The organism is Pontibacter sp. LHS2 (genome assembly GCF_058932845.1).
In genome coordinates, this window is sequence record NZ_JBZYWG010000001.1 from 760,540 (window position 1) to 785,230 (window position 24,691).

Genomic DNA, 24,691 nt, shown 5'->3' on the forward strand with positions numbered 1-24,691 from the left:
ATAAAACAGAAGAGGCCTGCAAAATTTGCAGGCCTCTTCTGTTATCAGGAATGGGTATGACCTAGTTCGATCCTGGACGACCGCCACGCATACCCGGGCCACGCTGCATGTTCTCATCAGTAGCCGGAGCACCTTTATAGCTGCGGATGTTGTAAGAGAAAGTCAACATGAAGAAGCGCTGCAATACTGTAGACTGCACGTCTTCTACATAAGATTCAGTGATGTTGCGGCGAACGCTTACATTCTGGTTCATCAGGTCATTCACGCTCAGGCTGATCTCACCCTGCTTGTCTTTGAATATTTTCTTACCCAAACTCATGTTCCAAAGCAGTACGTTTTTGTCCACGCCGGCAGAAAGTCCTCCGTTGTACTGGTGGTTTAACTCGGTGCGGTACACCAGGTCTTTCCAAAGAATCCAGTTGTATCGCACATTGGTGTTCTGGTTGAAGAAGTTATTATTCTGTGTAGTGCGCAGCGTGTTCGATACGATATTGTAGCTAGAGAAAGTTGATACGGTGAAGTCAATCTTCTCACTGATGTTACTGCTGATGTTGAAGCCGGCACCCAGGTTGGTATTGTTAGCATAATTGATCTGCTCATCAATCATACCCGGTATTCTGGAATAACCTACCGAGCCATTCAGGTTAAAGTTAGAGCTGATGAAGTTAAGTGGCTGTCCATAATTGAAGAATGAACGCACGTTGTAATAACCATCCAGGTTAACAGGGCGGCTTAATCGAGCACCCGGGCGCAGTTCATAGCCCTCAGCTATACCTTCGGGCACATTGGTCGTGTACACGCTGTTAGCAACATAGTTGTTGGTCAAGGTACCAAACATGCCGATGAAGAACACGCGGTTGGTTTCAGCATTAAAGTTACGGTAGCGCATGTTAAAACGAGTCTGGTAATCCTGGTCCAGATTGGCATTACCAATACGGGCTTGCAAAGGGTTCGAAATATCAAGCACTTCCTGCAGCTGCTCCACCGAAGGGACGTTGGTATTGGTTCTCAGGTTGAGTGTCAGGTTCTGTGACTGTGAAAACTTGTACTCGTACTCTGCAGAAGGCAGGAAGTTGTTGAATCTGCGCTCCATTGGCTCCAGGTCAACAGGGAATTGGCTGTCGGTATTGAGTGTGGCGTACTGATAACGGGCATTCACCTGCAATCTGGCCTTGTCATCACGGTACTGATAGCTTGGTCCAATACTCTGCGAAAGGTAATCACTCTTGAAAGTGCTGCTCAACGGCATGTTGAACTCAGTATAGTCAGACTCGGCAAAATCAAATGTTCTGCGATCTGAGTCACGCATCTGGTTGCCAATGCTATACTCTAACTGCCAGCGTGATTTCTCACCCAGGCGCTGCGAGTAATTGGTGCTGCCTGACCAGCTTAGGTTTTTGCGATCGAGTCGGATATACTGGTCACGCAGTACGTCACGGTTGGGGTCTTCAAAGTTCTGGGTCTGCTCAAACTGGTAACCATCTCCTTCCACATTGTTGATGCTGGTGTTGAAGTTGGTCGTCAGGATGCGGCCTGAATCACCGAATCGCTTCGAATAAAGGATGTTGTTGCTGAAGTTAAATGAGGCATTGTCAGAGCTGGAGCGGTTAAGCGACTCTGACAAGGTACCTTCCAGATCGAAGGTGCGGGCAACTCTCGCCGTAAAGTTATTGTCGTTCTGGATACGCAGGCTCGGTGTTACAAGCAGGCGATTATTCTCGTTGATGTTATACTGCAGGCGCATGTTCAGACGATGTCCGTCCTCACGGTCTCTGTTGTTGGCGTCTTCCGTGTATTGCAATCCGGCTTCGTCAGACACAAAATCACGGAAACGGTACTGGTCGTTGACGATGTCACGGTTGGTATAGTTGTAATTGGCACTTACGTCCACTTTCTTACCCCATTTGTCCTGGTAGTTGATACCGAAATTGTTGGTATTGATGATACCGATAGGGGAGCCACCGCCCCAACCCCCTCTACGACCGCGCATGCCACCACCAGGTGTTTCGCCAATCGAGAAGTCGAACATATTAATGTTGTTCGTCAGTCCGGTTAAAGTGATGCGACGGTCATCTTTAAAGAAGTTGATGGCTGCACCGGCCATGTAGCGGTCATCAGTGCCGTAGCCTGCTGATATCTTGCCGGTATAGCCCTCACGACGGTCTTTGCGCGTAATAAAATTGATCGTTTTGAGTCGGTTGCCATCTTCAAAACCACTGAAGGAAGCCTGGTCACTCTGCGCGTCGAAAATCTGCACGTTCTCGATCATGTCAGATGAAATGTTACGCATGGCAGATGTTACATCCTCGCCGGTATAGCGTTTGCCATCGATCATCACCTGTCGAACTTCTTCGCCCTGCGCCTGAATACGGCCATCCTGTACCTGCACACCAGGCATTTTGGTTACCAGATCCTCAGCACTGGCGTCCGGAGCTGTTTTGAAGGCCTTGGCATTAAACTGAGACGTATCTCCCTTCATTTCGCCGAGAGGGGCACGTCCGATGATCTGTACTTCGCCGAGGCGCGTGTTTTGCTCCTGCATACTCAGCGCACCCAGGTTGACAGGCGCCTGTGCTACCTGTACCTGTTTTGAAAGCATATCGTATCCCAGGAAGCGCACCTCCAGGGTATAGTTTCCGGATGGAACCCGCTCAAAGCGGAATGCACCTTGGCCGTCTGTCATAGTGGTCAGAATCGCTTCGCTGGCGGCGCGTTTCATCACCACACTCGCGCCCGGCAGCCCACTTTTGTCTGTAGCGCTCTGGATTGTTCCGGATACAGTCTGTGCGTATACCTGTGTAAAGCCGATCAGCAAGATCAGCAGAGAGAATAACTTTCTCATTCTAGATGTAGTGTAGATTTTTAGGACTCTTGTGTAAAGCTTATTGGGAAATACTTGCGAAAGGAGTCTTCAGCAGATCGCCTTCAACCCCTCTTTTAAAACACTTAGAGCAAGTGGAGACTGTGAAGGTTTAACCATTAATTAAAAATATTTTCAGGGAATATTACGATGCGCGCAAGACAGGACTTTCTCTTAGAAAGTCATTCATAAAAGCAGGGCTCTAGCCATTGACTGCCAGCATATTTTAAGAAGAAGACAGGTTGAATGAGATCTGCCAGGTATACCTGTGATCTTTAGGATGGGGTTGTGGTCAGGTAGCGCTAGAGGTGTTTTTCAAGTAGCAGCTCTTTCACTTTTACCATACCTGTGCTGGCCTTTTCTTCAAAAAGTTGGAGGTTAGGGCGTGGTCGTACATAGGGCAGGTTGGGGTCCACCACCATAATAGGCGCTTCATCTGGTACTAAGTCTACCAGACCGGCTGCAGGGTATACGACCAGAGAGGTCCCTACCACCAGGAATATGTCCGCTTGCAGCGTTTCTGCCATCGCCTGCTCCATCATCGGGACGGGCTCACCAAACCACACGATATTAGGACGCAATTGTGAACCGCGTTCGCACTTATCACCCAGATTAATTTGCCATCCCTCCATTTTGTAGATCAGTTTTGGGTCGAGGGTGCTACGGCTTTCAAACAATTTGCCGTGCAGGTGAATCACGTTGGAGGAACCTGCCCGTTCATGCAGATCGTCTACATTTTGAGTGATGATGCGCACATCGAACGCCTTTTCCAGTTCAACTAAAGCTATATGGCCGGCATTAGGCTTCACGCTATGCGCGTTCTTGCGACGCTGGTTATAAAAGTCCAGTACCAGTTCAGGATTCTTTCGCCAGCCTTGTGGCGAAGCTACTTCCATCACATCATGCCCTTCCCAAAGACCGTTAGCGTCCCGGAAGGTTGCTATACCGCTCTCTGCACTTATACCTGCACCTGTAAGAACCACAAGTCTCTTTTTAGCCATAACATGTGTCATTTGAACTGATCTTAATACTTCATGAAAGCAAACCAGGTTTGGCGGTCATAGTGGCTCCACTAAAAAATATCAAGTGCTTATACCTGGATATGTAGCAAAAAGAAGCCGCTCGGATTGGAGCGGCTTCTTTTTGCTTATTTTTTCTTAGGGGCGGTAGCTTTCTTGGCCGCCGGCTTTTTAGCAGCGGGTTTCTTGGCTGCGGCCTTTTTCGCAGCTGGCTTCTTTTCTGCTGCTGGTGCCTCGGCTTTTTTCTTAAATCCTCCGCGCCCTTTCTTTTCAGGGGTTTGCTCTGCTAAGTCCAGGCACTCCTGAAGCGTGAGCTCTGTTGGTTCTTTGCCTTTCGGAATCTTCACATTCTTCTTGCCTACTACGATGTAAGGGCCATACCTGCCATTAAGCACCTGTACTTCCGGATTTTCATCGAACGTTTTGATCAGCTTTTCGGCATCGGCTTTGCGCTTGGCCTCAATCAGCGTAATGGCTTCCTCGGCTGTTACCGTCATGGGATCCATCGTTTTAGGTAGCGAGTAGAACTTGCTGGCATGGCTGATGTAAGGACCAAACCGGCCAATCGCCGCCTTCATTTCTTTGTCTTCATACACACCTACAATGCGTGGCAGTTTAAACAGATCCAGTGCATCGTCCAGTGTCAGGCTTTCAATGAACTGCCCTTTGCGTAGGCTGGCATACACAGGTTTATCACCCGTATCTGGATTTTCCTCACCGAGCTGCACATAAGGACCAAAGCGGCCCAGTTTGGCAATTATTTTCTGACCGGATACCGGGTCTATACCTACCTCACGGGCTCCTGAAACGTCAGCACGGTTGATGCTCTCGCTGTTTTCGATGCGTTTGTGGAACTTGGCATAGAAGTTCTCCAGCATCTGTTCCCATTCCTGCTGACCGTGCGCGATCTCGTCAAACTCAGCCTCAACACGGGCTGTGAAAGAGTAATCAATTACGTTCGGGAAATGCTCTACCAGAAAGTCATTTACCACCATAGCCGTATCGGTTGGAAACAGCTTGCTCTTCTCGGCGCCCGTGATTTCGGTTTTAGTCTGAGCGCTGAGTTGATCCCCTTTCAGGGTCAGCACATTGAATTTACGCTCTTTCCCCTCGCGGTTGTCTTTTTCTACATAGCCACGTTTCTGGATGGTCGAGATAGTAGGGGCATAAGTAGATGGTCGACCTATACCCATTTCCTCCAGCTTCTTCACCAGGCTGGCTTCCGTATACCTTGGGGCAGGGCGGGAGTAGCGCTGAGTAGCCTGCATCTGACGCAGCGCCAGGTCCTGACCGATGCTCAACGGAGGCAACATGCCTTTCACATCATCGTCTCCACCTTCTTCATCATCCTTGGATTCAATGTATACCTTCAGGAATCCCTCGAACTTGATCACCTCACCCGTGGCAACCAGCTTTTCAGGTTGCGTAGAGATGTCGATGGTGGCCGTTGTCTTTTCAATTTCGGCATCAGCCATCTGTGAGGCGATGGCGCGCTTCCAGATCAACTCATACAAGCGCTGCTCGTTGCGGTCGCTACTGGCAGTCAGCTGCGAAAAATCAGTTGGTCGGATGGCTTCGTGCGCTTCCTGTGCGCCAGACGACTTGGTCTTAAAGCGTCGGGTCTTTACAAATTTCTCTCCGAAAGAATTGCGAATGGCGTTGGAGGCTCCCTGTATCGCCTCATCTGACAGGTTGAGGGAGTCAGTACGCATGTATGAGATCTTACCGGCTTCGTACAGGCGTTGCGCCACTGTCATGGTTTGGGCTACAGAGAAATACAGCTTTCGGCTGGCTTCCTGCTGAAGGGTAGAAGTGGTAAACGGAGGAGCAGGGCTGCGCTTGAGCGGTTTGGTTTCGAGGTTGCCAATGGTATAGGTTGCCCCGATGCAACGCTGTAAAAAGTCCTGCGCTTCCTGTTCTGTTTTAAACTTAGCTGGCAGTTCGGCTTCCAGTGTTTTCCCCTGCACATCAAACTGAGCCGTAATCCGGAAGCTTGATTCTGCGTTGAATTTTTCGATTTCACGCTCCCGCTCCACCACAAGGCGTACCGCAACGGACTGCACACGTCCCGCCGAGAGCCCTGTTTTAATCTTCTTCCAAAGCACAGGAGAGAGTTCGAAGCCTACCAGGCGGTCCAGCACGCGGCGTGCCTGCTGTGCGTTTACCAGGTCCATATCAATGCCACGTGGTGAGCTGATGGCATTAAGGATGGCATTTTTGGTGATCTCCCGGAATACGATGCGGCGAGTTTTGGCTTCAGTCAGGTTGAGGGCTTCGGTCAGGTGCCATGATATAGCTTCTCCTTCCCGGTCGTCGTCCGACGCTAGCCATACCATTTCAGCTTCTTTGGCCAGCTTTTTCAGCTGGGCAACCACTTCCTTCTTATCGTTGGAAATGACATACGTCGGCTTGAAGTTATTTTTAACATCGATGGCATTATTGTCTTTAGGCAGGTCCCGCACATGGCCGAAGCTCGATTTCACTACAAAATCTTTTCCCAGGTATCCCTCAATCGTTTTGGCCTTGGCCGGTGACTCGACTATGACTAGATTTTTTATCATCCTATATATTTAGGGGCGATTCATTTTAATTTTGCCCAAAGTTCAAATTTTTTTTCAAACATATACAACCTGAAATTGATAACATAGGTTTAACATGCCATCATAGTTTGCTGAACAGGCTGTTTTTATTAGCTTAACTATCTATACGGACCTCTTTTATATTTATATGCAACGATTGTTAGTCATTTGCCGCCACGCAGAGTCAAATGATCCTTTTCCGCTTCAACCAGACTTTGAGCGGGAACTTACAAAAAATGGGCAACATCAGGCGCGCATCACAGGCCAATGGCTCCGGGATACGTTCCGGAAGTTCGATGTCATTCTGAGCAGTCCGGCACCCAGAGCTGGTTTGACAGCGAGACTTTTGGCTGAAAAGCTCTATTTTGATGAAGATCAGATCAAGTACGAGCCCGATTTTTACAATGCGCGTGATAGTGTGTTACTCCGTGTACTCGGCCAATTGCCTGACCATGTAACGCGTGTGCTGCTCGTGGGGCACAACCCTGGTATAACGAGTCTGGTCCGTACGCTGACGGAACAGCATGTGGGGTATCTTGATCCCGCAGGTGCCTTTGCCATAAAATTTGAACTGGACACGTGGCAGGAGATTCACCTGAAAAGCGGACAACTCGAAACCCAGTTTACACAGCCATAACGCCGGATACTCTAGCTGGTGGCATCGATTGTCATTTTTTTTTGATAGCTTTATAAAACTTTCATTGCACCCTATACCTGATCATCAAGAAGCTGGATGAAAACTAAAATAGTAGCTGTGATTAACCAAAAAGGTGGCACAGGCAAAACTACAACCACTATCAACCTGGGCAGCGCACTAAGCAAACAAGGGCATAAAGTCCTCCTGGTTGACCTGGATCCGCAAAGCAACCTGTCGTACAGCCTGGCTGTTTCATCTCCTGACCATACGTTAGCCGAGGCCTTTCTGGGTACAAAATCTATAAAAGATATTATAGTTGAGAAAGACGGGCTTTGGGTGGCTCCCGGGTCCAATGAACTGGTAGACGTGGAAATATCGCTGGTGACGCAGCCAGAACGTGAGAAATTCCTGAAAACGATGCTCTCGCAGCTCAAAGGTTTTGATTATGTGCTGATTGACTGTCCGCCGTCACTCTCGGTCTTAACACTAAACGCCCTGACTGCCGCCCATGAAGTGCTGATACCTTTGCAGATGGAGGTGCTTACGCTACAGGGTTTAGATCAGATCATGAACACCATTGCGAAAGTAAAAAAAGCGTTTAACCCGAAACTAAAAATTAAAGGGATCGTAGTGGTCATGTTTGATGTGCGGCGCAAGCTCAGTTTGGAGGTGCTGGCTTACTTGCGCGAAAATGTGCAGGAGAAAATATTTGATAGCCACATAAGACTTAACGTGAAACTGGCCGAAGCACCATCATTTGGCAGGAGTGTGCTGGATTACGACGGCTCTTCTAACGGGGCGAAAGATTATCAGGCATTGGCTGAAGAGTTTCACGCGAGCTAATCTTCAGCTTGCATACATTGGTTGAAATTGATTAAATTGCACTACATTTCCTTTTGTTCTGTTCGGTCGGGCATGTTTACCCAATGCCGATGTGAGCTGAACAGAAAACAAAAACCCATACAACCCTAAACATATGGCATTAGGTAAAAATTTGAAGCTGAGCAAAGAAAAGCTCATCAGTGACGCAGAAACCAGCCAACAAGAGAAGCCAGAGAAGAACACCTCGTCTCGGACAAAAGCAAAGGAGCAAGCACCTGCTACCGCTACGACTACCGTAGAGGAGAAGGAGCCAGCAACGACTATAGCTCCCAAAGCTACGGCTACAAACGGTGACACAAGCTCTAATCCAGCTGGTGCGAAGATGGGACCAACTACCACTATACCTGTGAAAAACGGACCGAATGGCAAGCAGAACCGCAAGCAGGTGTTGCCGTCCAGCCCTGAATACATTGGCGAACAACTCAACAAGGTGCTTTACGCTCTTGATGCCTTTAAGAAAGGGGATATCTCGGTACGTCTTACCAAGCAGAACGACGACATTTTCGCGGAAATAGCCGAAGCCTATAACTCGATGGTGGAAATGATTGGTGGTGTAGGTGGTGAGGTGTCTCGTATCTCCAAAGTAGCCGGTGTGGAGGGTAACCTAAAGGCCCGTGCCTCAGCTGAGAATGCCTCCGGTTTCTGGAAGGACATGATCAATAACATCAACGGTCTGGTGGATTCCATCGCGGTTCCGGTACTTGAAGTGGGTAAAGTACTGAAGAACATATCGCGTGGTAATCTGGATGAAACTTTCCAGATCCCGGTATCAGGTGACTTTAAGGTCATGGCCGAGACGATCAACCGTACGATTGACAACCTGAACCTGTTTGCAGGTGAGGTAACGCGTGTGGCCCTGGAGGTGGGTACCGAGGGTAAACTGGGTGGACAGGCATCGGTGCCAAATGTGGCCGGTGTGTGGAAGGACCTGACAGATAATGTAAATACGATGGCCAGCAACCTGACCTCTCAAGTACGTGACATCTCGAATGTAGCGACTGCGGTGGCGAAAGGTAATCTGGCCCAAAAAGTATCCGTGGATGTGCGCGGTGAGTTTGCCCAGCTGAAGGACAACATGAACCAGATGGTGGACTCGCTCAACATCTTCGCTGACGAGGTAACGCGTGTGGCACGTGAGGTAGGTACGGAAGGTCGCCTTGGCGGCCAGGCCAAAGTGCCAAATGTTGGTGGTGTTTGGAAGGACCTTACCGATAACGTGAACACGATGGCGAGCAACCTGACCTCGCAGATGCGTGACATAGCAAACGTGTCTACAGCAGTTGCGAAAGGTGACCTGACCCAGAAGATCACGGTAAACGTTCGCGGTGAGATGGCTGAGTTGAAGGACATCATCAACCAGATGGTGGATTCACTTAACATCTTTGCCGGTGAGGTAACCAGAGTGGCCCGTGAAGTGGGAACAGAAGGTAAACTAGGTGGTCAGGCAGCAGTACCGAATGTAGAAGGTACCTGGAAAGAACTGACCGACAATGTGAACCTGATGGCAGGCAACCTAACCCTGCAAGTGCGTGACATTGCTGAAGTTGCAACCGCGGTGGCGAAAGGTGACCTGACACAGAAAGTGTCTGTGGACGTGAAAGGTGAGTTGGGTGACCTGAAAGACATCTTGAATGAAATGGTGGACCGACTGAATGTGTTTGCCGCGGAAGTAACCCGTGTGGCACGTGAGGTAGGTACAGAAGGTATACTGGGTGGTCAGGCGAACGTTCCAAACGTAGCCGGTATCTGGAAAGAATTGACCGACAACGTAAACTACATGGCGTCTAACCTGACCTCTCAGGTACGCGACATTGCCAATGTAGCAACAGCGGTGGCGAAGGGTGACCTAAGCCAGAAAATCACGGTGAACGTGAAAGGCGAACTAGCCGACCTGAAGGAGAACTTAAACCAGATGGTGGACTCTCTTAACATCTTCGCCGACGAAGTTACAAGAGTGGCTCGCGAAGTGGGTACGGAAGGTCGCCTTGGCGGTCAGGCATCAGTTCCGAATGTAGGTGGTGTTTGGAAAGACCTTACGGACAACGTGAACACCATGGCCTCCAACCTGACCCTGCAGGTGCGTGACATCGCCAACGTAGCGACTGCGGTTGCGAAAGGTGATCTGGCGCAGAAAGTGTCTGTGGATGTGAAAGGTGAGCTGGGCGAGTTGAAGGAAAACATCAACCGCATGGTGGACTCCCTGAACATCTTCGCCGGTGAGGTAACCCGTGTAGCCCTTGAAGTGGGTACAGAAGGTAAACTGGGCGGACAGGCCAACGTGCCAAACGTGGCGGGTGTATGGAAAGACCTGACAGATAATGTAAATACGATGGCCTCCAACCTGACAACGCAGGTACGAGGTATAGCAAAAGTGGCCACCGCGGTAGCGAAAGGTGACTTGAGCCAGAAAATCACGGTTGAGGCAAGAGGAGAAATCCTGGATCTGAAAGAAAACCTTAACCAGATGGTGGACTCACTCAACATCTTCGGTGACGAGGTAACAAGAGTGGCCCGTGAAGTAGGTACGGAGGGTAAACTAGGCGGTCAGGCGAATGTTCCGAACGTAGCCGGAACCTGGAAAGACCTTACAGATAACGTAAACTACATGGCGTCTAACCTGACTTCTCAGGTACGTGACATTGCCAAGGTTGCAACAGCAGTAGCAAAAGGTGACCTGAGCCAGAAGATCACAGTGGAAGCCCGCGGTGAGATTTTGGACCTGAAGGAGAACCTGAACCAGATGGTGGACTCACTCAACATCTTCGCCGACGAAGTTACAAGAGTGGCCCGTGAAGTGGGTACGGAAGGACGTCTCGGTGGCCAGGCCAATGTACCGAAAGTACGTGGTACCTGGAAAGAGCTCACAGATAATGTGAACACCATGGCATCCAACCTGACGCTGCAGGTACGTGACATCGCTAAAGTAGCGACTGCGGTTGCGAAAGGTGACTTGACCCAGAAAGTGTCTGTGGATGTGAAAGGTGAGCTCGGTGAGTTGAAGGAAAACATCAACCGCATGGTGGACTCCCTGAACATCTTCGCCGGTGAGGTAACCCGTGTAGCCCTTGAAGTGGGTACGGAAGGTAAGCTGGGCGGACAGGCCAACGTTCCAAACGTGGGCGGAACCTGGAAAGACCTGACAGATAATGTAAATACGATGGCCTCTAACCTGACAACACAGGTACGAGGTATAGTACGCGTAGTAACCGCGGTATCGAAAGGTGACCTGACCCAAAAACTAACCCTGGAAGCAAGAGGCGAGGTGGCGGAGCTGGCCGATACGATCAACACCATGGTGGTCGACCTGAACCGTCTGGCGGGTGAGGTTAGCCGTGTGGCAAGAGTAGCAGGTGTAGAAGGAAAACTGACCGAGCGTGCGACACTGCAAGGTGTAGGCGGTAGCTGGAAAGAACTGGTAGATACACTCAATGACCTATTGGAGTCGATTGTAACACCAGTACTGGAAGTGTCTCGCGTTGTGCGTGCGATCTCTGAAGGTGACTTGACCCAGAAGGTAGAGGCCCATACCGCGGGTGATATCCTGGATATGGCCAATGCCTTGAATCTGGCGGTTGATAACCTGAATGCCCTGCTTGGAGAAATCAACGATTCTTCACTGGTAGTAGGAAGCTCTTCTGAAGAGATGGCAGACAAAGGTCTTGAAATGAACCGCGTAACGCTGGATGTGGCGCTTGCCATGCAGCAAATGGCAGAAGGTGCACAGAATCAGGCACTCAAGACAGACCAAGCCTTCAAACTAATAGAAGAAATCATGAAAACCACCAAAGACACGGCCAACCGTGCGGAAGTGGTAAACAAATCAGCTTTACTGGGTGAGGAAACCTCCCAGCTGGGTCTGAAGACAGTGGCAGAAGTGGTGAAGAACATGGAGGAAATCTCCAGCTCAGCATCACTCACCTCTAAAACGATTGAAGTACTGAGCGCCCGCTCGCAGGAAATATCCAAGTCACTTGGTGTGATCACTGATATTGCCGCGCAGACTAACTTGCTGGCCCTGAATGCTGCCATTGAGGCGGCTCGTGCAGGTGAAGCAGGACGAGGTTTCGCAGTTGTAGCCGAAGAGATCCGCAAACTGGCCGAAGGCTCACGCAAATCAGCCAGCGAAATTGCGACACTGGTAGATGACGTGAAAAAAGATACAGCCTCTGCTGCGATGGCGATCTCAACCATGGAAGGTCGTGTATTGAAAGGAAAGAATGCTACATTCGAAGCATCTGGCGCCTTCAAAAATATTGCCGCTTCCAGTGGTGAAACACTTCGCACGGCACAGGATATCCTGACTGCGACTGAAGTACAGAAGTCATCGATCGGAGATGTAGTGAAGTACGTGGAAGAAGTGGTAGCCATTGCCGAGCAGACAGCCTCTGGTACGCAGCAGGTAGCGAGTACGGCTAAGCAACTGTCCGCTTCGATGCAGGAACTTACATCGTCTTCTCAGAACCTGAACGATATTGCGGCTGATCTGCAAATCAGTATCTCTGCCTTTAAGCTGGTGGACGGCAACCTGGTGTTTAACCATACTCCGAATAATCGACGTTTGGCTTCTATGCCAGCGAAACCAAAGCAGAAGCAGTTGACGGGGAACTCACGCTTAAGTTCAGTAAGCTCCAGAAACAAGAACACTGACGAAAGCAGCAAATAAACCGTTCCGGACAAATGAAAGAAAAGACAACAAAGAAGGAGGGACAGTCTGGAGCTGCTGCTGAAACTGATAAAGTAGAGGTGGCTGAAAAGGCAGAAACTCCTGCTAAGCCAGAAGTGGTGAAGCAGGAGATGATTCACCTGATCGTCTTCAAGCTTGGAGCGGAAGAATACGGGATTAAGATTGACCAGGTAAAGGAGGTAACTGTTACACCAAATGTAACACGTATGCCGCGCACCCCGGATTTTATTAAAGGTGTGGCTAATATCCGTGGTGATATTATCGCCATCATGGATCTGGAAGAGCGTTTTGGTATTCGGCCTGTTCCTTTGGCTGGCGATCTTAATCCACATATTACCTATACCTTGGTGATAGAGGCAAAGGAGTACAGCATTGGTGTTATCGTGCGCGAAGTACCACAGTCGCTTAATCTCTCTATGGCCAAGATCGACAAAGCTCCTTCGTTCTTGCAGGACATTAACATCCATGAAAATTACATCGAAGGCATCGCCAAGGTGAATAATCGTCTGATCATTGTGCTGGACATGTACAAGATCCTGACACAGGACGAGATTAGAGAGCTAAAGAATAATTAAAGCAATTCATTCAAATTGAAGCTATACTTTAAAGTATGAAAAGAATACTGATTGTAGATGATTCCTTCTACATGCGCACAATGCTCAAGAACATGCTCACAGATGCAGGTTACGAGATAGTAGGTGAAGCTCCTAACGGACAAACTGCTTTAGAATTGGCCAAGGAAACGAACCCTGACCTGATCACGCTGGATGTTATCTTGCCAGATAACACTGGTCTTGACGTGCTGAAAGGTATAAAAGCTGATCAACCTGACATGAAAATCGTGATTGTGAGTGCTGTAGGGCAGGAAGTGATCGTGAATGAGGCACTGGAATATGGCGCACTCTCTTACATTGTCAAGCCTTTCTCTGAAGAGAAGGTGCTGGAGGTTGTCAAGAAAGCGCTGGAAGAGTAGCACTACGCTGACTTAAAAAGTACTCATCGTTGGTAGAAGGAAAGGAGTCGTACTTTGAAAGGACAGACAAGCAAGCTGAAAGTGCTGGTTGCTGATGGCTCAAGTCACGCTCGTCTGGTGTTGGAAAGCATTCTTAGCAGTTCACCTGAAGTAGAAGTGACAGGCCTTGCCTCGAATGGAACGCAGGTAATGGAATCGTTGCGACAGCAGAAGGCTGATGTAATTGTTGCTTCCATAGATTTGAGAAAAGGTGAGCAATTGCTCGTCTTCAAACAGGTTTTCAGCGAATGCCCTACACCGATTGTAATGCTGGTTGAAAAGGATCAGCTCAGTTTGGAGCTTCTCCGGGACGCCATAGATTTGGGTGTTTATAGTGTCGTCCTGAAGCCGTGTCCGAAAACAAGACCAGCTTATAGAACAATAGCGGACGAGATTTGCAGTAAGGTCAAAGCGGTAAGAAACTCAGAATACTGGGATCCTCAGAAACGCTTGAGCATGTTGGGTGCAGAGGCGCAGTTAGTTGCGCAGGACGAGCCGAAAGAGCCTCGGAATGCCACTGCTGATACTATTATTGTGATTGGAGCCTCTACAGGAGGTACTCAGGCAGTAGAACACATAATTCGTCAACTAGACCCGAAGCTGAAAGCCTCTGTTTTAGTTGCCATTCATCTGCCGCCGAAATTTACACATAGCTACTCCCGCAGACTGAAAGGGATGACAGATTTGACAGTGATCGAAGGTCGCACAGGTTTGATCCCCAAGTCAGGCAAAGTAATTATAGCCCCCGGAGGCCGGAATATGATCGTTCAGACAGTGATGGGAAGTTCCTCCAGTCTGAAGATTGGCTTCGAAGATGATGGTGAAGTTGGGCACGACCTGCCATCTGTGGACCAGTTGATGATAGCAGTAGCTCAGACTGGTGTGCGGCGAGTGGTCGGTGTGATCCTGACAGGTATGGGGAAAGACGGCACTGCAGGTGCCAGAGCCATATCACAACGAAAAGGAGGACACGTCATCGCACAGGACGAGGCATCTTCCGCCATTTTTGGAATGGCAAAATCCGCTATAGAAAGCGGCAATACCGACAAAGTGCTGCCTTTGTCAAAAATAGCCAACTACTTAAACCGGTATGTGGCAGCAGAACAGCAGCAAGTCAGTACAACTGACGTGAATCCATGAAATCGAGAGAGCAGGAGTATAAAGAGATATTTATAGCAGAAGCGCTGGAGTACTTCGACGCCCTTAACAGGCTCATCAGCGAACTGGAAAAAAGACCGCAGGACGACCGGGTGCTGGCGGAGATATTCCGTATGCTGCATAACCTGAAGGCCAACGCGAAAGCGATCGGCTATCTCCAAATCTCGGATGTATCCCACAAGCTTGAAACAGCCTTTGGGCTAATTCGCAACAAGGAACTAAGCTTCAGTGATGAAGTGGTAGGCGTTCTTTTCGACGGCATTGACTTGTTGGGCGAACTGATCAAAAGTATTGACAGTGAACGACAGGTAGAAATCGATCCGGTACTGATCCGCAATCTGGACATTATCGTCGACAGTCTTTCGGATAGTACTGTAGAGCTTGCCAAGGTGCAGAAATTTAGCACGTCACGAAACCTGACGCTTTCTGACCTCATTTATATCCAGGTAAAGAAACTCGACCACCTGATGAACCTGGTAGGCGAGCTGATTATTGATCGGGACCGTATTCTGTCTTTAAGCCGGGAGTTGGATAGCGATGAACTGAAGTCCGTGAGTTCGCATTTATACCGCATTACAGAAGACCTGCAGTATAGTGTGATGGATGCACGCTTGGTAAGCATTGGAACCCTCTTCAATAAATTCCCGCGTGTTGTGCGTGATATCTCGACAGCCGAGAAAAAAGAAATTGACCTGGAACTGAGTGGTCAGGATATTCAGATAGACAGGAATATTCTTCAGATCATGACGGACTCATTGCTGCATTTGATGCGCAATGCGATCACACACGGGATAGAAAAGCCGGAGCAGCGTGCCAAGGCAGGCAAGCCACGGGCGGGATTACTGAAGCTTTCCGCCCGCAGCGACCGCGAAAGCGTGATTATAACCCTGACGGATGACGGAAAAGGGATCGACATCGAGAAAGTGAAAAGGGCAGCCGTTGCGCAGCAACTGGTACCAGGTGATGTAGCCGAAGGCCTTCCTGATTCAGAGGTATACTCGTTCCTGTTTGAGCCTGGCTTTTCATTGGCAAAGGAAGTAACAGAGTTCTCTGGCCGGGGCGTTGGCCTGGATGTAGTAAAGAATGCAATCGACTCCATTGGAGGACGCATACGTATAGAGTCAAAGAAAGGCAAGGGGACAAGCTTTATATTACAACTGCCAACATCAATTGCAGTTAAAGGAGCCCTCTTGTTTGAAATAGACAGTATTTTCTATGCCATTCCACTGATTCACACTGATTCGGTAGTGGCCCTGGATAAAGATGAACTTCACGAAGTAGGTGACATGTTGGTTGCCGATATCAAGGGAGAGACAGTGACAGTCGTATACCTGGATGAACTCCTGAATGTGGAGGAAAGCCAAATGCGACTGGGCGATAAGGCCAGATTGAAAGGACAGGTACAGAACATCATTATCGTTTCGTACAACAACCGCAAGCTGGGCCTGGTCGTGGACAAACTCTATCGCCAGCAAGACATAGTGGTAAAACCGCTAAGCAAGCCGCTGGATAGCATAGATATATATGGTGGTGTCACACTGCTTGGTACAGGTAAAGTTTGCCTGGTGCTAGATGTGCCTGCCATAACCAGATATTTTGTGAATAGAAGATGAGGAAATGAGGCGATGGATAACAGAACTAATAACACGATGAACATGATGGACACGCATGTAACCGAGTTGGAAAAGGATATTATCAAGGAGATCCTGAATATAGGACTGGCTCGCGCTGCCGATTCTTTCGCTGTGATCGCCAAAGACAAAGTCATGCTTAAGGTGCCTGATGTGCAGCTGATTGAAGTCAAAGACCTTATTTCGCTCATCGCCCGATATGAAGACACGCATTTTATAATACAGTCTGACATAAAAGGTGATCTGAACGGAGCCACATTAATGCTCTTCTCAGAAGACCACATCAGCCTGCTCTCCAGCGTTTGCCTGAGTATGCTTAACGTACAGAAGGGTGAACTGAATGTAATGCAGGAGTCGCTTCTGTTGGAAATCAGCAACATCATAACCGGGGCGCTTGTGACTCAACTAGCCAATATTCTGAAGAGTAATATCTACGGATCGCCGCCCAAAGCGCCTAAAAACCACATAGCCAACTCGCTTAAGGATATTCTGGTACAGCACCCGCTCTTTCAACCGCTAGTGTTTACTGTTATCACTAAATTTCAGCACAACTCAAAAGACGTCGAACTGCCTCTTCTGTTGTTTTTCGATACAAGCACCCTGATCAAAATGCTTGAAATTATCAGGACCTTCAAAGTCTAAGTTGTTGTTTCTATACCTTCAATAAGTTTTTTTAGAGTGCTTACGTAACGAGCTATACCTGTTAGGATCAGTCCTGCAGGTATAGCTCGTTTACTTTTTGCATTACCTGTGCTTTAATTTGAGCCAGAAGCCGCCCTGTTTCGTACGTTCTAATTGACAGGTCTATTTTGGATATAGCGTCAGTTTTCGTTTTTTTGCATTTTAATTTACAAAAAACCACACAGTCAATTAATGAACGCCTTAGGAAGACACATTTTAGTTGAATTTTACGATTGCTCTCCTGAACTGATGAACGATGTGATGCACATCGAAAACAGCATGGTCGCTGCTGCTGAAACAGCAGGCGCTACTGTCATCAACAGCACTTTCCATCACTTTTCGCCTTACGGTGTATCGGGAGTGGTGGTAATTCAGGAAAGCCACCTGGCCATCCATACCTGGCCTGAGTATGGCTATGCAGCCGTAGACCTGTTCACCTGTGGCGACTCGGTTGACCCATGGGTATCTTATACTTATCTGAAAGAGGCATTCCAGTCCGGTCATGGCTCCTCTATGGAATTGCGCCGTGGGCAGCTGAGCCTGCTGAAGCGCAACGACTTCAACCTCGAGACACTCCGTGACGCAACAGCGAAGACAATTGAAGCCGATGGCTCAATTACAAGAGATGTCTGGTTCACAGAGCGAGACGAGAACATCGCCCTCTCTTTGAAGCACTCAGGCAATCAGCTTTATAAGAAAGACTCAGACTACCAACGCGTAGAGATTTACGAAACACTGGCTTACGGTAACATGCTGACGCTGGACGGAATGGTCATGTGTACCCAGAAAGACGAGTATGTATACCATGAGATGATCACGCACGTACCGATGTTCAGCAACCGCTCTGCAAAGCGTGCTCTGGTAATTGGCGGTGGTGATGGCGGTACCGTACGGGAGTTGTTGCGTCATGAGCAGCTTGAAGAAGTTACGCTTGTTGAGATCGACGAATTAGTGATCGAAGCCTGTAAACTTCATTTACCTGAAACAGCCGTTGCATTTGACAACCCACGCCTTAACCTGCTGGTAGAGGATGGCATCAAGTATATCAAAGAATGCGCTGACGAACACTATGACCTGATCATAGTAGATTCAGCTGATCCGGTTGGTCCAGGGGAAGGGCTGTTTACAGCGGAGTTCTACCAAGAGGTATACCGTTGTTTGACTAAAGACGGTGTGATGATCACGCAAAGCGAATCGCCTCGCTTTAACTCTGCTGTTTTCGTAGAGATCTACGATACTTATAAGAAGATATTCGGTCAGGAGAAAGTACATTGCTACCTGGCTGCTATACCTACCTACCCGACTGGCACCTGGAGCTTCTCCTACTCAGCAAAGGGCAATGCAAACCCATTGCAATTTGATCATGAAGCAGCCGAAGCCTTTTCAAAGAAAGAGGGTCTCAAATATTATAATGAAGCCATTCATACAGCTGCCTTTGCACTTCCTAACTTTGTGAAGGAGCTTTTAAACTCAAATCCAGATAACGTAACTGATGAGTACTCAGCAGAACCAACCAACTAATAGCAAGCAAGAGAAGATTGCATCATTCGACCCAAACGGTGTGGGTGACATAAATGGTGGCCTTTTCGGGTTGCCTTTTAGTGTAGATGAGTCTGAGGTTGTGCTTATACCTGTTCCTTGGGAAGTAACGGTATCATACAGTGCCGGTACGGCTGCTGGCCCACAGGCTATTATGGATGCTTCTCCACAGCTCGACTTATTTGACCCTGCCATCAAAGATGCCTGGAAACTAGGTATAGCAATGGAAGAGGTGTCTGAAGAATGGGCTGCTGTGAGTGACAACCTGCGCCAGCGTGCAGAAAACTACATTAACTGGCTCGAAGAGGGAAGTCCTGAAGCAGATAAATCAGAATTTGAGAAACTGCCGTCAGAAGTTACTGAAAAAGGAGAGGAATTGCTGCAGTGGTTGAAAGCCAAAGCCAATAACTACCTGGAGCAGGGTAAACTGGTTGGTGTAGTTGGTGGAGACCACAGCACGCCGCTAGGCCTGATGCATGCGCTGGCAGACCGTCACGAGGAGTACGGCATTTTGCAGGTCGATGCGCACGCAGACTTACGGGATGCTTACGAAGACTTTAAGTACTCGCATGCTTCTATCATGTTCAATGCGCTGCAACTGCCGCAGGTCAAAAAACTGGTACAGGTAGGTATACGCGATATATGCCAGGCTGAAGCTGAGTTGGCCAATCAGTCCAATGGGCGTGTGACTATTTTCTATGACAGTGTATTGAAAGAAAATATGTACGAGGGGGACAGCTGGAAGAAGGAGTGTAAGAAAATCATCGCCCAACTGCCTCAAAAGGTATACATCAGCTTTGATATTGACGGTCTCGATCCTAAACTGTGTCCTGCTACCGGTACGCCGGTTCCTGGCGGTTTGGAGTTTGAAGAAGCTGTATACCTCATCAAAGCCCTTGTGAAGTCAGGTCGTGAGATCATCGGTTTCGACTTATGCGAAGTATCTCCTGGTGACAGCGAGTGGAATGGCAATGTAGGAGCCCGACTACTATACAAATTGTGCAACTGGATGGCTGTTTCCCAGAAACGCCTGGAACTGCAATAGTTTTACCTTTATTCCCGCTTTAACGTATAGCGTGATAAGAATAATATACTTTCACTATATATCGAAATGAAATGGGAATAATTATTAAGATTCTACTCACTGGTGTAGCAGCGCTTCTGGCAGCCTATATACTTCCGGGAGTTCAGATAGCGGGATTTGGTTCAGCCTTGATTCTGGCAGTAGTACTTGCCTTACTCAATGCAGTTGTTCGACCGATCCTGGTCATTTTGACAATTCCGGTAACGGTATTAACGCTCGGACTGTTTTTACTGGTCATCAATGCACTGATCATTCTATTGGCTGACTCACTGGTAGGAGGTTTCGATGTGGATGGTTTTCTGTGGGCGTTGATCTTCAGTTTAGTGCTCTCCCTGATCGAAGCATTGCTGGACATGATTTTTTAGCAATACAAAATGTTTTAAATAAAAGGCCCCTGATTTTGATCAGGGGCCTTTTTGTTATCAAGCTGTTTTATCTTAACGAGTCATCCAAGCCTCACAGGCTTCCGCACACTCACGGCAGGCGTCAGCGCATTTCTGGCAGTGCTCGTGTTCATGCTTGCGACATTCCTCTTCGCATAGACGACATATTTCAATACATTCTTTCATGACATGCTTGGCATGCGCTGAGTCGCGGGCTACAAAACGAGCTGTGATCGTGCAAATATCCGCACAGTCCCGGTCCAACATAATGCAGCGTACCATCATTTTTACATCGTCTTCCTGCAGGCAGGCTGTGGCGCAAGCCTCACAGGCAGTGATGCATTTGATAAGCACATGCTCTAATTCATTTGTTCTTTCAGATTTCATAGTTTATACTTTAATAAGGTTCATACACTCTCTAAGGTACGGCCTCATTGAATCATTGTTTTTTTATCTGACCCGAGCCCCTAAAACAGGAACCTATTTCACGGCGATTATGGTTAACTTTGGGTTTAGTAAAGCAATTTCATTTCGTATCGTTACACTTTCTATCAGGCATGAGTTTAGGTATAAGAGAAGCACGTGAGGCACTAAAACTGTATTTTGGGTATGAGCAGTTCAGACCGATGCAGGAGCAGATCATCACGGATATTCTGCAGCAGAAAGACGTAGTGGTGCTTATGCCAACCGGTGGCGGAAAGTCTGTCTGTTTTCAGGTACCAGCTGTGGTAATGCCCGGGCTTTGTGTCGTCGTATCTCCATTGATTGCTCTTATGAAAGACCAGGTAGAGGCGCTTTTGGCCAACGGTATACCTGCAGCCTACCTGAACAGTTCTCAAACTGCTGATGAGCAGTACCAAATTGAAGAGAAGTGTCTGGCAGGAAAAATTAAGTTGCTTTACGCTTCTCCTGAAAAATTACTTTCGGCAGGTTTCTTCTCATTCCTAAAGCGGCTTCAAGTTTCCCTTTTCGCAGTAGACGAAGCACATTGTATTTCATCCTGGGGACATGATTTCCGACCAGAGTATACCCAGCTTCGGGCTCTCAAGCAGCAATTCCCAGCCGTACCAGTAGTGGCACTGACTGCTACTGCAGACAGACTTACTCAAAAAGACATACAAGAACAACTACAGTTGCGCCAGCCGCAAGTGTTTGTTGCCTCATTTGACCGCCCAAACATCAACCTGACAGTACTGCCGGGTCAGAATCGTTTCAATAAGATCACAGACTTCCTCTCTCGCCATCATGGTCAGCCGGGAATCATATACTGCCTTAGTCGCAAAGCAACGGAAAGCCTATGCGGTAAGCTGCGCGAAAACGGGTATAACGCAACATTTTACCATGCTGGTATGAGTGCCCAGCAGCGATCCAAAGCACAAGAGGCATTCCTGCGTGATGATGTGCAGATCGTTTGCGCGACGATCGCTTTTGGAATGGGTATAGACAAATCGAATGTGCGCTGGGTCATTCACTACAACCTGCCTAAAAATGTTGAAGGCTATTACCAGGAGATAGGCCGCGCCGGGCGTGATGGTGCAAAATCTGATGCATTGTTATTTTACAGCTTCGCAGATGTGATGAATTTGCGTACGATGCTGTCTGATAATGATAAGTCGCAAAATGAATTGCAACTGGTTAAGCTGGAGCGTATGCAGCAGTTTGCGGAGGCCACATTCTGCAGACGCCGCATACTATTGCAGTACTTTGGCGAGCAAATGACCAAAGACTGTGGCAACTGTGATATCTGCCGAAATCCTCCAAGTCGTTTTGACGGTACACTGATTGCCCAGAAAGCGCTGTCAGCTATTGCCCGATCACAGGAAAAGCTGAACATGAGCCTATTAGTGGATGTGCTACGCGGCTCTCGTAACAGCCAGGTTTTGGCAGGAGGATATGACCGTATCAAAACCTATGGCGCTGGCCGTGATATCGGCACCCTGGATTGGCACCGCTATCTGCACCAAATGCTAAACGCTGGATTAGTTGATTTGGCTTACGACCAGAATTATACCCTGAAGTTAACTGAGCAGAGCAAGCAGGTGCTCTTTGAAGGCAGAAAGATAGAGCTTGTGAAGTTCGAGGATGCCAAACAGCAAACCGAAACACTACAAAGAGAAAAGCCGAAGCGCGAGATTATTCGTGATGCCCTGTTTGAGCGGCTACGTGCTCTGCGAAAGCGACTGGCAGATAATCAAAACGTACCGCCCTATGTTGTCTTCACAGATAGCACCCTGCAGGAAATGGCGGCTGAAAAGCCAGCCAATCGCATCGCGATGCTCGCCATCAGTGGGGTAGGCGCTCAGAAGTTTGAGCGTTACGGCCATGATTTTATAAATGAGATAATTGCCTTTTTAACGGAGGAACAAGCAAAAGGTAGCGCTATTAAGGGTGCCACGCATTTGGTCACCTGGGAAGCTTATAAGCAGGGATTGAGTCCAGAAGCTATTGCGAAACAACGTAACCTTAACCCGGTGACCATCTACTCACATTTAGCCACGCTTCTGGAGCAGGGCTATGATGTGCCGGTGCATGATTTCGTAACCAAGCGTGAGTACGAAGCTATAGTAGATGCAATTGAAAGCCTGGGCAATGACGCTAAATTGAAGGATCTATTCGAACACTTGGAAGAGCGGTACGAGTATTTCAAGATCAGACTGTCTATGGCTATGTACAAGATGCAATACGCCTGGTAGTTTATTGTTTATAAACTTCATAACAAAAGAAGGCCGTCCTATACAGGGCGGCCTTCTTTTGTTTATTAGGCAAGTTTATTATTCCATTGAGGCAATTGGATCTGGCCAGCTGTCTTTGTCGCCATTCACGATGCCTTGTGAGAAGACTTCACCACGCAGCAGTAGGATACCTGCCACGTGTGGAGCTGCTAAGGAAGTGCCACTTCCAGCGCTGCCAATTCCACCGCCAATGCGGGTAGATGTTACGCTTACACCTGGCGCTGTATAATCAACGGGCGCACCGTAGTTGGAGCTTGACCAGAAGTTCTGATAGCGATCCATTGCAGACACAGTGTATACACCAGTTGCGTTAACGCGGGCCGGAGAGTTTACAGAGCAATCTGTCGCGCTGTTGCCGGCTGCAATGGCGAACAGAATGCCTTTGCTAGCTGCAGTCATCACGGCATTGTCCAGTGTGCTGGAGATACCGCTACCAAGGCTCATATTTACCACATCACCAGGCTTTGCCATGTTGGTAACATAGTTAACCGCGCTGATCGCACGAGATACCGTACCATAACCAGTGTTATCAAACACACGAAGTGCTACTACATTGGCATTTGCTGCTACACCTATCATACCGGTTCCATTGTTTTTCGCGGCAATAACACCTGCAACCATGGTACCGTGTCCGAATCCATCTTCAATAGACGCATCGCCATAGATAAGTGAAGTGCTGCGCTGGAAGTCAACATTCAGATCCGGGTGATCTGTATCGATACCAGAGTCGATAACCCATACAGTTTTACCAGTACCATCGCCATAACCGTTCATGGCAATGTGCCAAGGAATCGTTTCGCCAGCCATGGCAGTTAATTTATTATAAGGGCTGATGACAGGCTGCTCAGGTTCTGGTTCCGGACTTGGCTCGGTAGGAGTAGGCTCCGTTGGGCTTGGTTCTGTAGGAGTAGGCTCACTCGGAGTCGGTTCAGTCGGGGCAGGTTCAGTAGGAGCTGGCTCAGATGGAGTTGGCTCAGTCGTGGTTTTCTTTCCACCACCTTTTGTTGTGGAGTTTCCTCCACCGTCTTGGGTTTTGCCACCGTTTCCTTTAGTAGTAGTATTATCAGTGCCAGGCTTGGCAAGCATGATGATACGGTCTTGTTCTACATAAGCTACTTCCGGATTCTTACGGATTTGATCCAGCTGTTCCTTGGTCAGTCTTGCAGCAAATCCGTTAACGTTGCCTTCGAAAGTCTGCTGAATTGCTTCTCGCTCAATGCCAGAGGCCATTATCAGTCGCTCACGCAGGGCCACTGTAGCGGCACGACCCGCCATTGTCATGGCACTCACGCCTGTAGCGCTCAAGTTGTTTGTGCCGTTTTTAAGTACCACAATATACTGACCAGGTATAGCCTGGCCATGCTGGGTATCTATCTGGATAGTATCAGTTTGAAACTGCTCTTCCATGAAGTCCTCTTTCTGGCAGCTTGTGAGGGTGAATACAGATGCCAGTGCTAAACCTGACAACGCCTTGAATAGTGTAGAATTGTTCATCATATAAGTTAGGTTGGATAGTGGTGTTAATTATTGCATTGAAATTTTCACAAAGTCCCGTAACAAAACGAACTTTTGAAAAGTTTGCAGTCAAGCTAAAATTGTAAAAAAAGAATGACCGACTAAGATTTATTAGACTATAGGATTCCTGTCTACATTTTAAAATGTGGATTCTTTAAGATAGTTCTCTTTGTGAGAGAAGGGCAGGATGTAGTGGTTTAGTAGATTTTTATCATATAATGTGTGTTTTAGGTTACTTTTCACGAAAGATAATTGGATAAAAAGGAAGATTGCAACAATTTGGTAAAAAAAATTT

The 24,691-nt window shown here is 48.2% G+C and carries 17 protein-coding genes; 12 read left to right on the forward strand and 5 right to left on the reverse strand.

Features of this window, described 5'->3' with window-relative positions; all coding sequences use genetic code 11:
- Positions 1 to 61 precede the first annotated feature (61 nt).
- The 3 genes from AC5FX6_RS03290 to topA form a co-directional block, all read right to left on the reverse strand.
- Positions 62 to 2,842: an outer membrane beta-barrel protein gene (locus AC5FX6_RS03290; protein WP_493595601.1), complete on the reverse strand. Its 2,781-nt coding sequence runs from the start codon at positions 2,840 to 2,842 to the stop codon at positions 62 to 64.
- A gap of 320 nt (positions 2,843 to 3,162) precedes the next feature.
- Complete coding sequence (locus AC5FX6_RS03295) at positions 3,163 to 3,861, reverse strand: SIR2 family NAD-dependent protein deacylase (RefSeq protein WP_493595602.1); 699 nt, start codon at positions 3,859 to 3,861, stop codon at positions 3,163 to 3,165.
- A gap of 146 nt (positions 3,862 to 4,007) precedes the next feature.
- Positions 4,008 to 6,440 (reverse strand): type I DNA topoisomerase, encoded by a 2,433-nt coding sequence (gene topA, locus AC5FX6_RS03300; protein WP_493595603.1) that lies wholly within the window; start codon positions 6,438 to 6,440, stop codon positions 4,008 to 4,010.
- 166 nt (positions 6,441 to 6,606) lie between these two features.
- Between topA and AC5FX6_RS03305 the strand changes: the two genes are divergently transcribed.
- From AC5FX6_RS03305 to AC5FX6_RS03355, 11 genes are all read left to right on the forward strand, one after another.
- Positions 6,607 to 7,095 carry a SixA phosphatase family protein gene (locus tag AC5FX6_RS03305; RefSeq protein ID WP_493595604.1) on the forward strand — a complete coding sequence of 163 codons (489 nt, stop codon included), beginning with the start codon at positions 6,607 to 6,609 and terminating at the stop codon, positions 7,093 to 7,095.
- Positions 7,096 to 7,191: 96 nt separating this feature from the next.
- The gene (locus AC5FX6_RS03310; RefSeq protein ID WP_493595605.1) at positions 7,192 to 7,938 is read left to right on the forward strand and encodes a ParA family protein; all 747 of its coding nucleotides are present in this window, start codon (positions 7,192 to 7,194) and stop codon (positions 7,936 to 7,938) included.
- 133 nt (positions 7,939 to 8,071) lie between these two features.
- Complete coding sequence (locus AC5FX6_RS03315) at positions 8,072 to 12,640, forward strand: HAMP domain-containing protein (protein ID WP_493595606.1); 4,569 nt, start codon at positions 8,072 to 8,074, stop codon at positions 12,638 to 12,640.
- A gap of 14 nt (positions 12,641 to 12,654) precedes the next feature.
- Positions 12,655 to 13,236, forward strand: a complete 582-nt coding sequence (locus AC5FX6_RS03320) for a chemotaxis protein CheW (RefSeq protein ID WP_493595607.1) — start codon at positions 12,655 to 12,657, stop codon at positions 13,234 to 13,236.
- A gap of 35 nt (positions 13,237 to 13,271) precedes the next feature.
- Positions 13,272 to 13,634, forward strand: coding sequence for a response regulator (locus AC5FX6_RS03325; RefSeq protein ID WP_493595608.1), 363 nt, complete (start codon positions 13,272 to 13,274; stop codon positions 13,632 to 13,634).
- Positions 13,635 to 13,688: 54 nt separating this feature from the next.
- Positions 13,689 to 14,813: a chemotaxis protein CheB gene (locus tag AC5FX6_RS03330; RefSeq protein WP_493595609.1), complete on the forward strand. Its 1,125-nt coding sequence runs from the start codon at positions 13,689 to 13,691 to the stop codon at positions 14,811 to 14,813.
- A complete protein-coding gene (locus tag AC5FX6_RS03335) occupies positions 14,810 to 16,444 on the forward strand; it encodes a chemotaxis protein CheA (protein ID WP_493595610.1) in 1,635 nt (544 codons plus the stop codon). Before AC5FX6_RS03330 ends, AC5FX6_RS03335 begins: the two co-directional genes overlap by 4 nt.
- A 12-nt stretch (positions 16,445 to 16,456) precedes the next feature.
- Entirely contained in the window at positions 16,457 to 17,104 is a 648-nt protein-coding gene (locus AC5FX6_RS03340) for a chemotaxis protein CheC (RefSeq protein ID WP_493595611.1), read from the forward strand.
- Positions 17,105 to 17,335: 231 nt separating this feature from the next.
- Positions 17,336 to 18,664 (forward strand): polyamine aminopropyltransferase, encoded by a 1,329-nt coding sequence (gene speE / locus AC5FX6_RS03345; protein ID WP_493595612.1) that lies wholly within the window; start codon positions 17,336 to 17,338, stop codon positions 18,662 to 18,664.
- Positions 18,636 to 19,727, forward strand: coding sequence for an agmatinase family protein (locus AC5FX6_RS03350; protein WP_493595613.1), 1,092 nt, complete (start codon positions 18,636 to 18,638; stop codon positions 19,725 to 19,727). Before speE ends, AC5FX6_RS03350 begins: the two co-directional genes overlap by 29 nt.
- Positions 19,728 to 19,798: 71 nt before the next feature.
- Positions 19,799 to 20,131, forward strand: coding sequence for a phage holin family protein (locus tag AC5FX6_RS03355; protein WP_493595614.1), 333 nt, complete (start codon positions 19,799 to 19,801; stop codon positions 20,129 to 20,131).
- 72 nt (positions 20,132 to 20,203) lie between these two features.
- Here the strand turns inward: AC5FX6_RS03355 and AC5FX6_RS03360 are convergent, their stop codons facing one another.
- Positions 20,204 to 20,536: a four-helix bundle copper-binding protein gene (locus AC5FX6_RS03360; RefSeq protein ID WP_493595615.1), complete on the reverse strand. Its 333-nt coding sequence runs from the start codon at positions 20,534 to 20,536 to the stop codon at positions 20,204 to 20,206.
- 170 nt (positions 20,537 to 20,706) lie between these two features.
- Between AC5FX6_RS03360 and recQ the strand changes: the two genes are divergently transcribed.
- Complete coding sequence (gene recQ, locus AC5FX6_RS03365; RefSeq protein WP_493595616.1) at positions 20,707 to 22,842, forward strand: DNA helicase RecQ; 2,136 nt, start codon at positions 20,707 to 20,709, stop codon at positions 22,840 to 22,842.
- Positions 22,843 to 22,920: 78 nt separating this feature from the next.
- Here the strand turns inward: recQ and AC5FX6_RS03370 are convergent, their stop codons facing one another.
- Positions 22,921 to 24,378, reverse strand: a complete 1,458-nt coding sequence (locus AC5FX6_RS03370; protein WP_493595617.1) for a S8 family serine peptidase — start codon at positions 24,376 to 24,378, stop codon at positions 22,921 to 22,923.
- Positions 24,379 to 24,691 lie beyond the last annotated feature (313 nt).

Coding starts and splice junctions, on each gene's coding strand:
- AC5FX6_RS03290 (WP_493595601.1), bottom strand. CDS start 2,842: ATGAGAAAGTTATTCTCTCTGCTGATCTTGCTGATCGGCTTTACACAG.
- AC5FX6_RS03295 (WP_493595602.1), bottom strand. CDS start 3,861: ATGGCTAAAAAGAGACTTGTGGTTCTTACAGGTGCAGGTATAAGTGCA.
- topA (WP_493595603.1), bottom strand. CDS start 6,440: ATGATAAAAAATCTAGTCATAGTCGAGTCACCGGCCAAGGCCAAAACG.
- AC5FX6_RS03305 (WP_493595604.1), top strand. CDS start 6,607: ATGCAACGATTGTTAGTCATTTGCCGCCACGCAGAGTCAAATGATCCT.
- AC5FX6_RS03310 (WP_493595605.1), top strand. CDS start 7,192: ATGAAAACTAAAATAGTAGCTGTGATTAACCAAAAAGGTGGCACAGGC.
- AC5FX6_RS03315 (WP_493595606.1), top strand. CDS start 8,072: ATGGCATTAGGTAAAAATTTGAAGCTGAGCAAAGAAAAGCTCATCAGT.
- AC5FX6_RS03320 (WP_493595607.1), top strand. CDS start 12,655: ATGAAAGAAAAGACAACAAAGAAGGAGGGACAGTCTGGAGCTGCTGCT.
- AC5FX6_RS03325 (WP_493595608.1), top strand. CDS start 13,272: ATGAAAAGAATACTGATTGTAGATGATTCCTTCTACATGCGCACAATG.
- AC5FX6_RS03335 (WP_493595610.1), top strand. CDS start 14,810: ATGAAATCGAGAGAGCAGGAGTATAAAGAGATATTTATAGCAGAAGCG.
- AC5FX6_RS03340 (WP_493595611.1), top strand. CDS start 16,457: ATGGATAACAGAACTAATAACACGATGAACATGATGGACACGCATGTA.
- speE (WP_493595612.1), top strand. CDS start 17,336: ATGAACGCCTTAGGAAGACACATTTTAGTTGAATTTTACGATTGCTCT.
- AC5FX6_RS03350 (WP_493595613.1), top strand. CDS start 18,636: ATGAGTACTCAGCAGAACCAACCAACTAATAGCAAGCAAGAGAAGATT.
- AC5FX6_RS03355 (WP_493595614.1), top strand. CDS start 19,799: ATGGGAATAATTATTAAGATTCTACTCACTGGTGTAGCAGCGCTTCTG.
- AC5FX6_RS03360 (WP_493595615.1), bottom strand. CDS start 20,536: ATGAAATCTGAAAGAACAAATGAATTAGAGCATGTGCTTATCAAATGC.
- recQ (WP_493595616.1), top strand. CDS start 20,707: ATGAGTTTAGGTATAAGAGAAGCACGTGAGGCACTAAAACTGTATTTT.
- AC5FX6_RS03370 (WP_493595617.1), bottom strand. CDS start 24,378: ATGATGAACAATTCTACACTATTCAAGGCGTTGTCAGGTTTAGCACTG.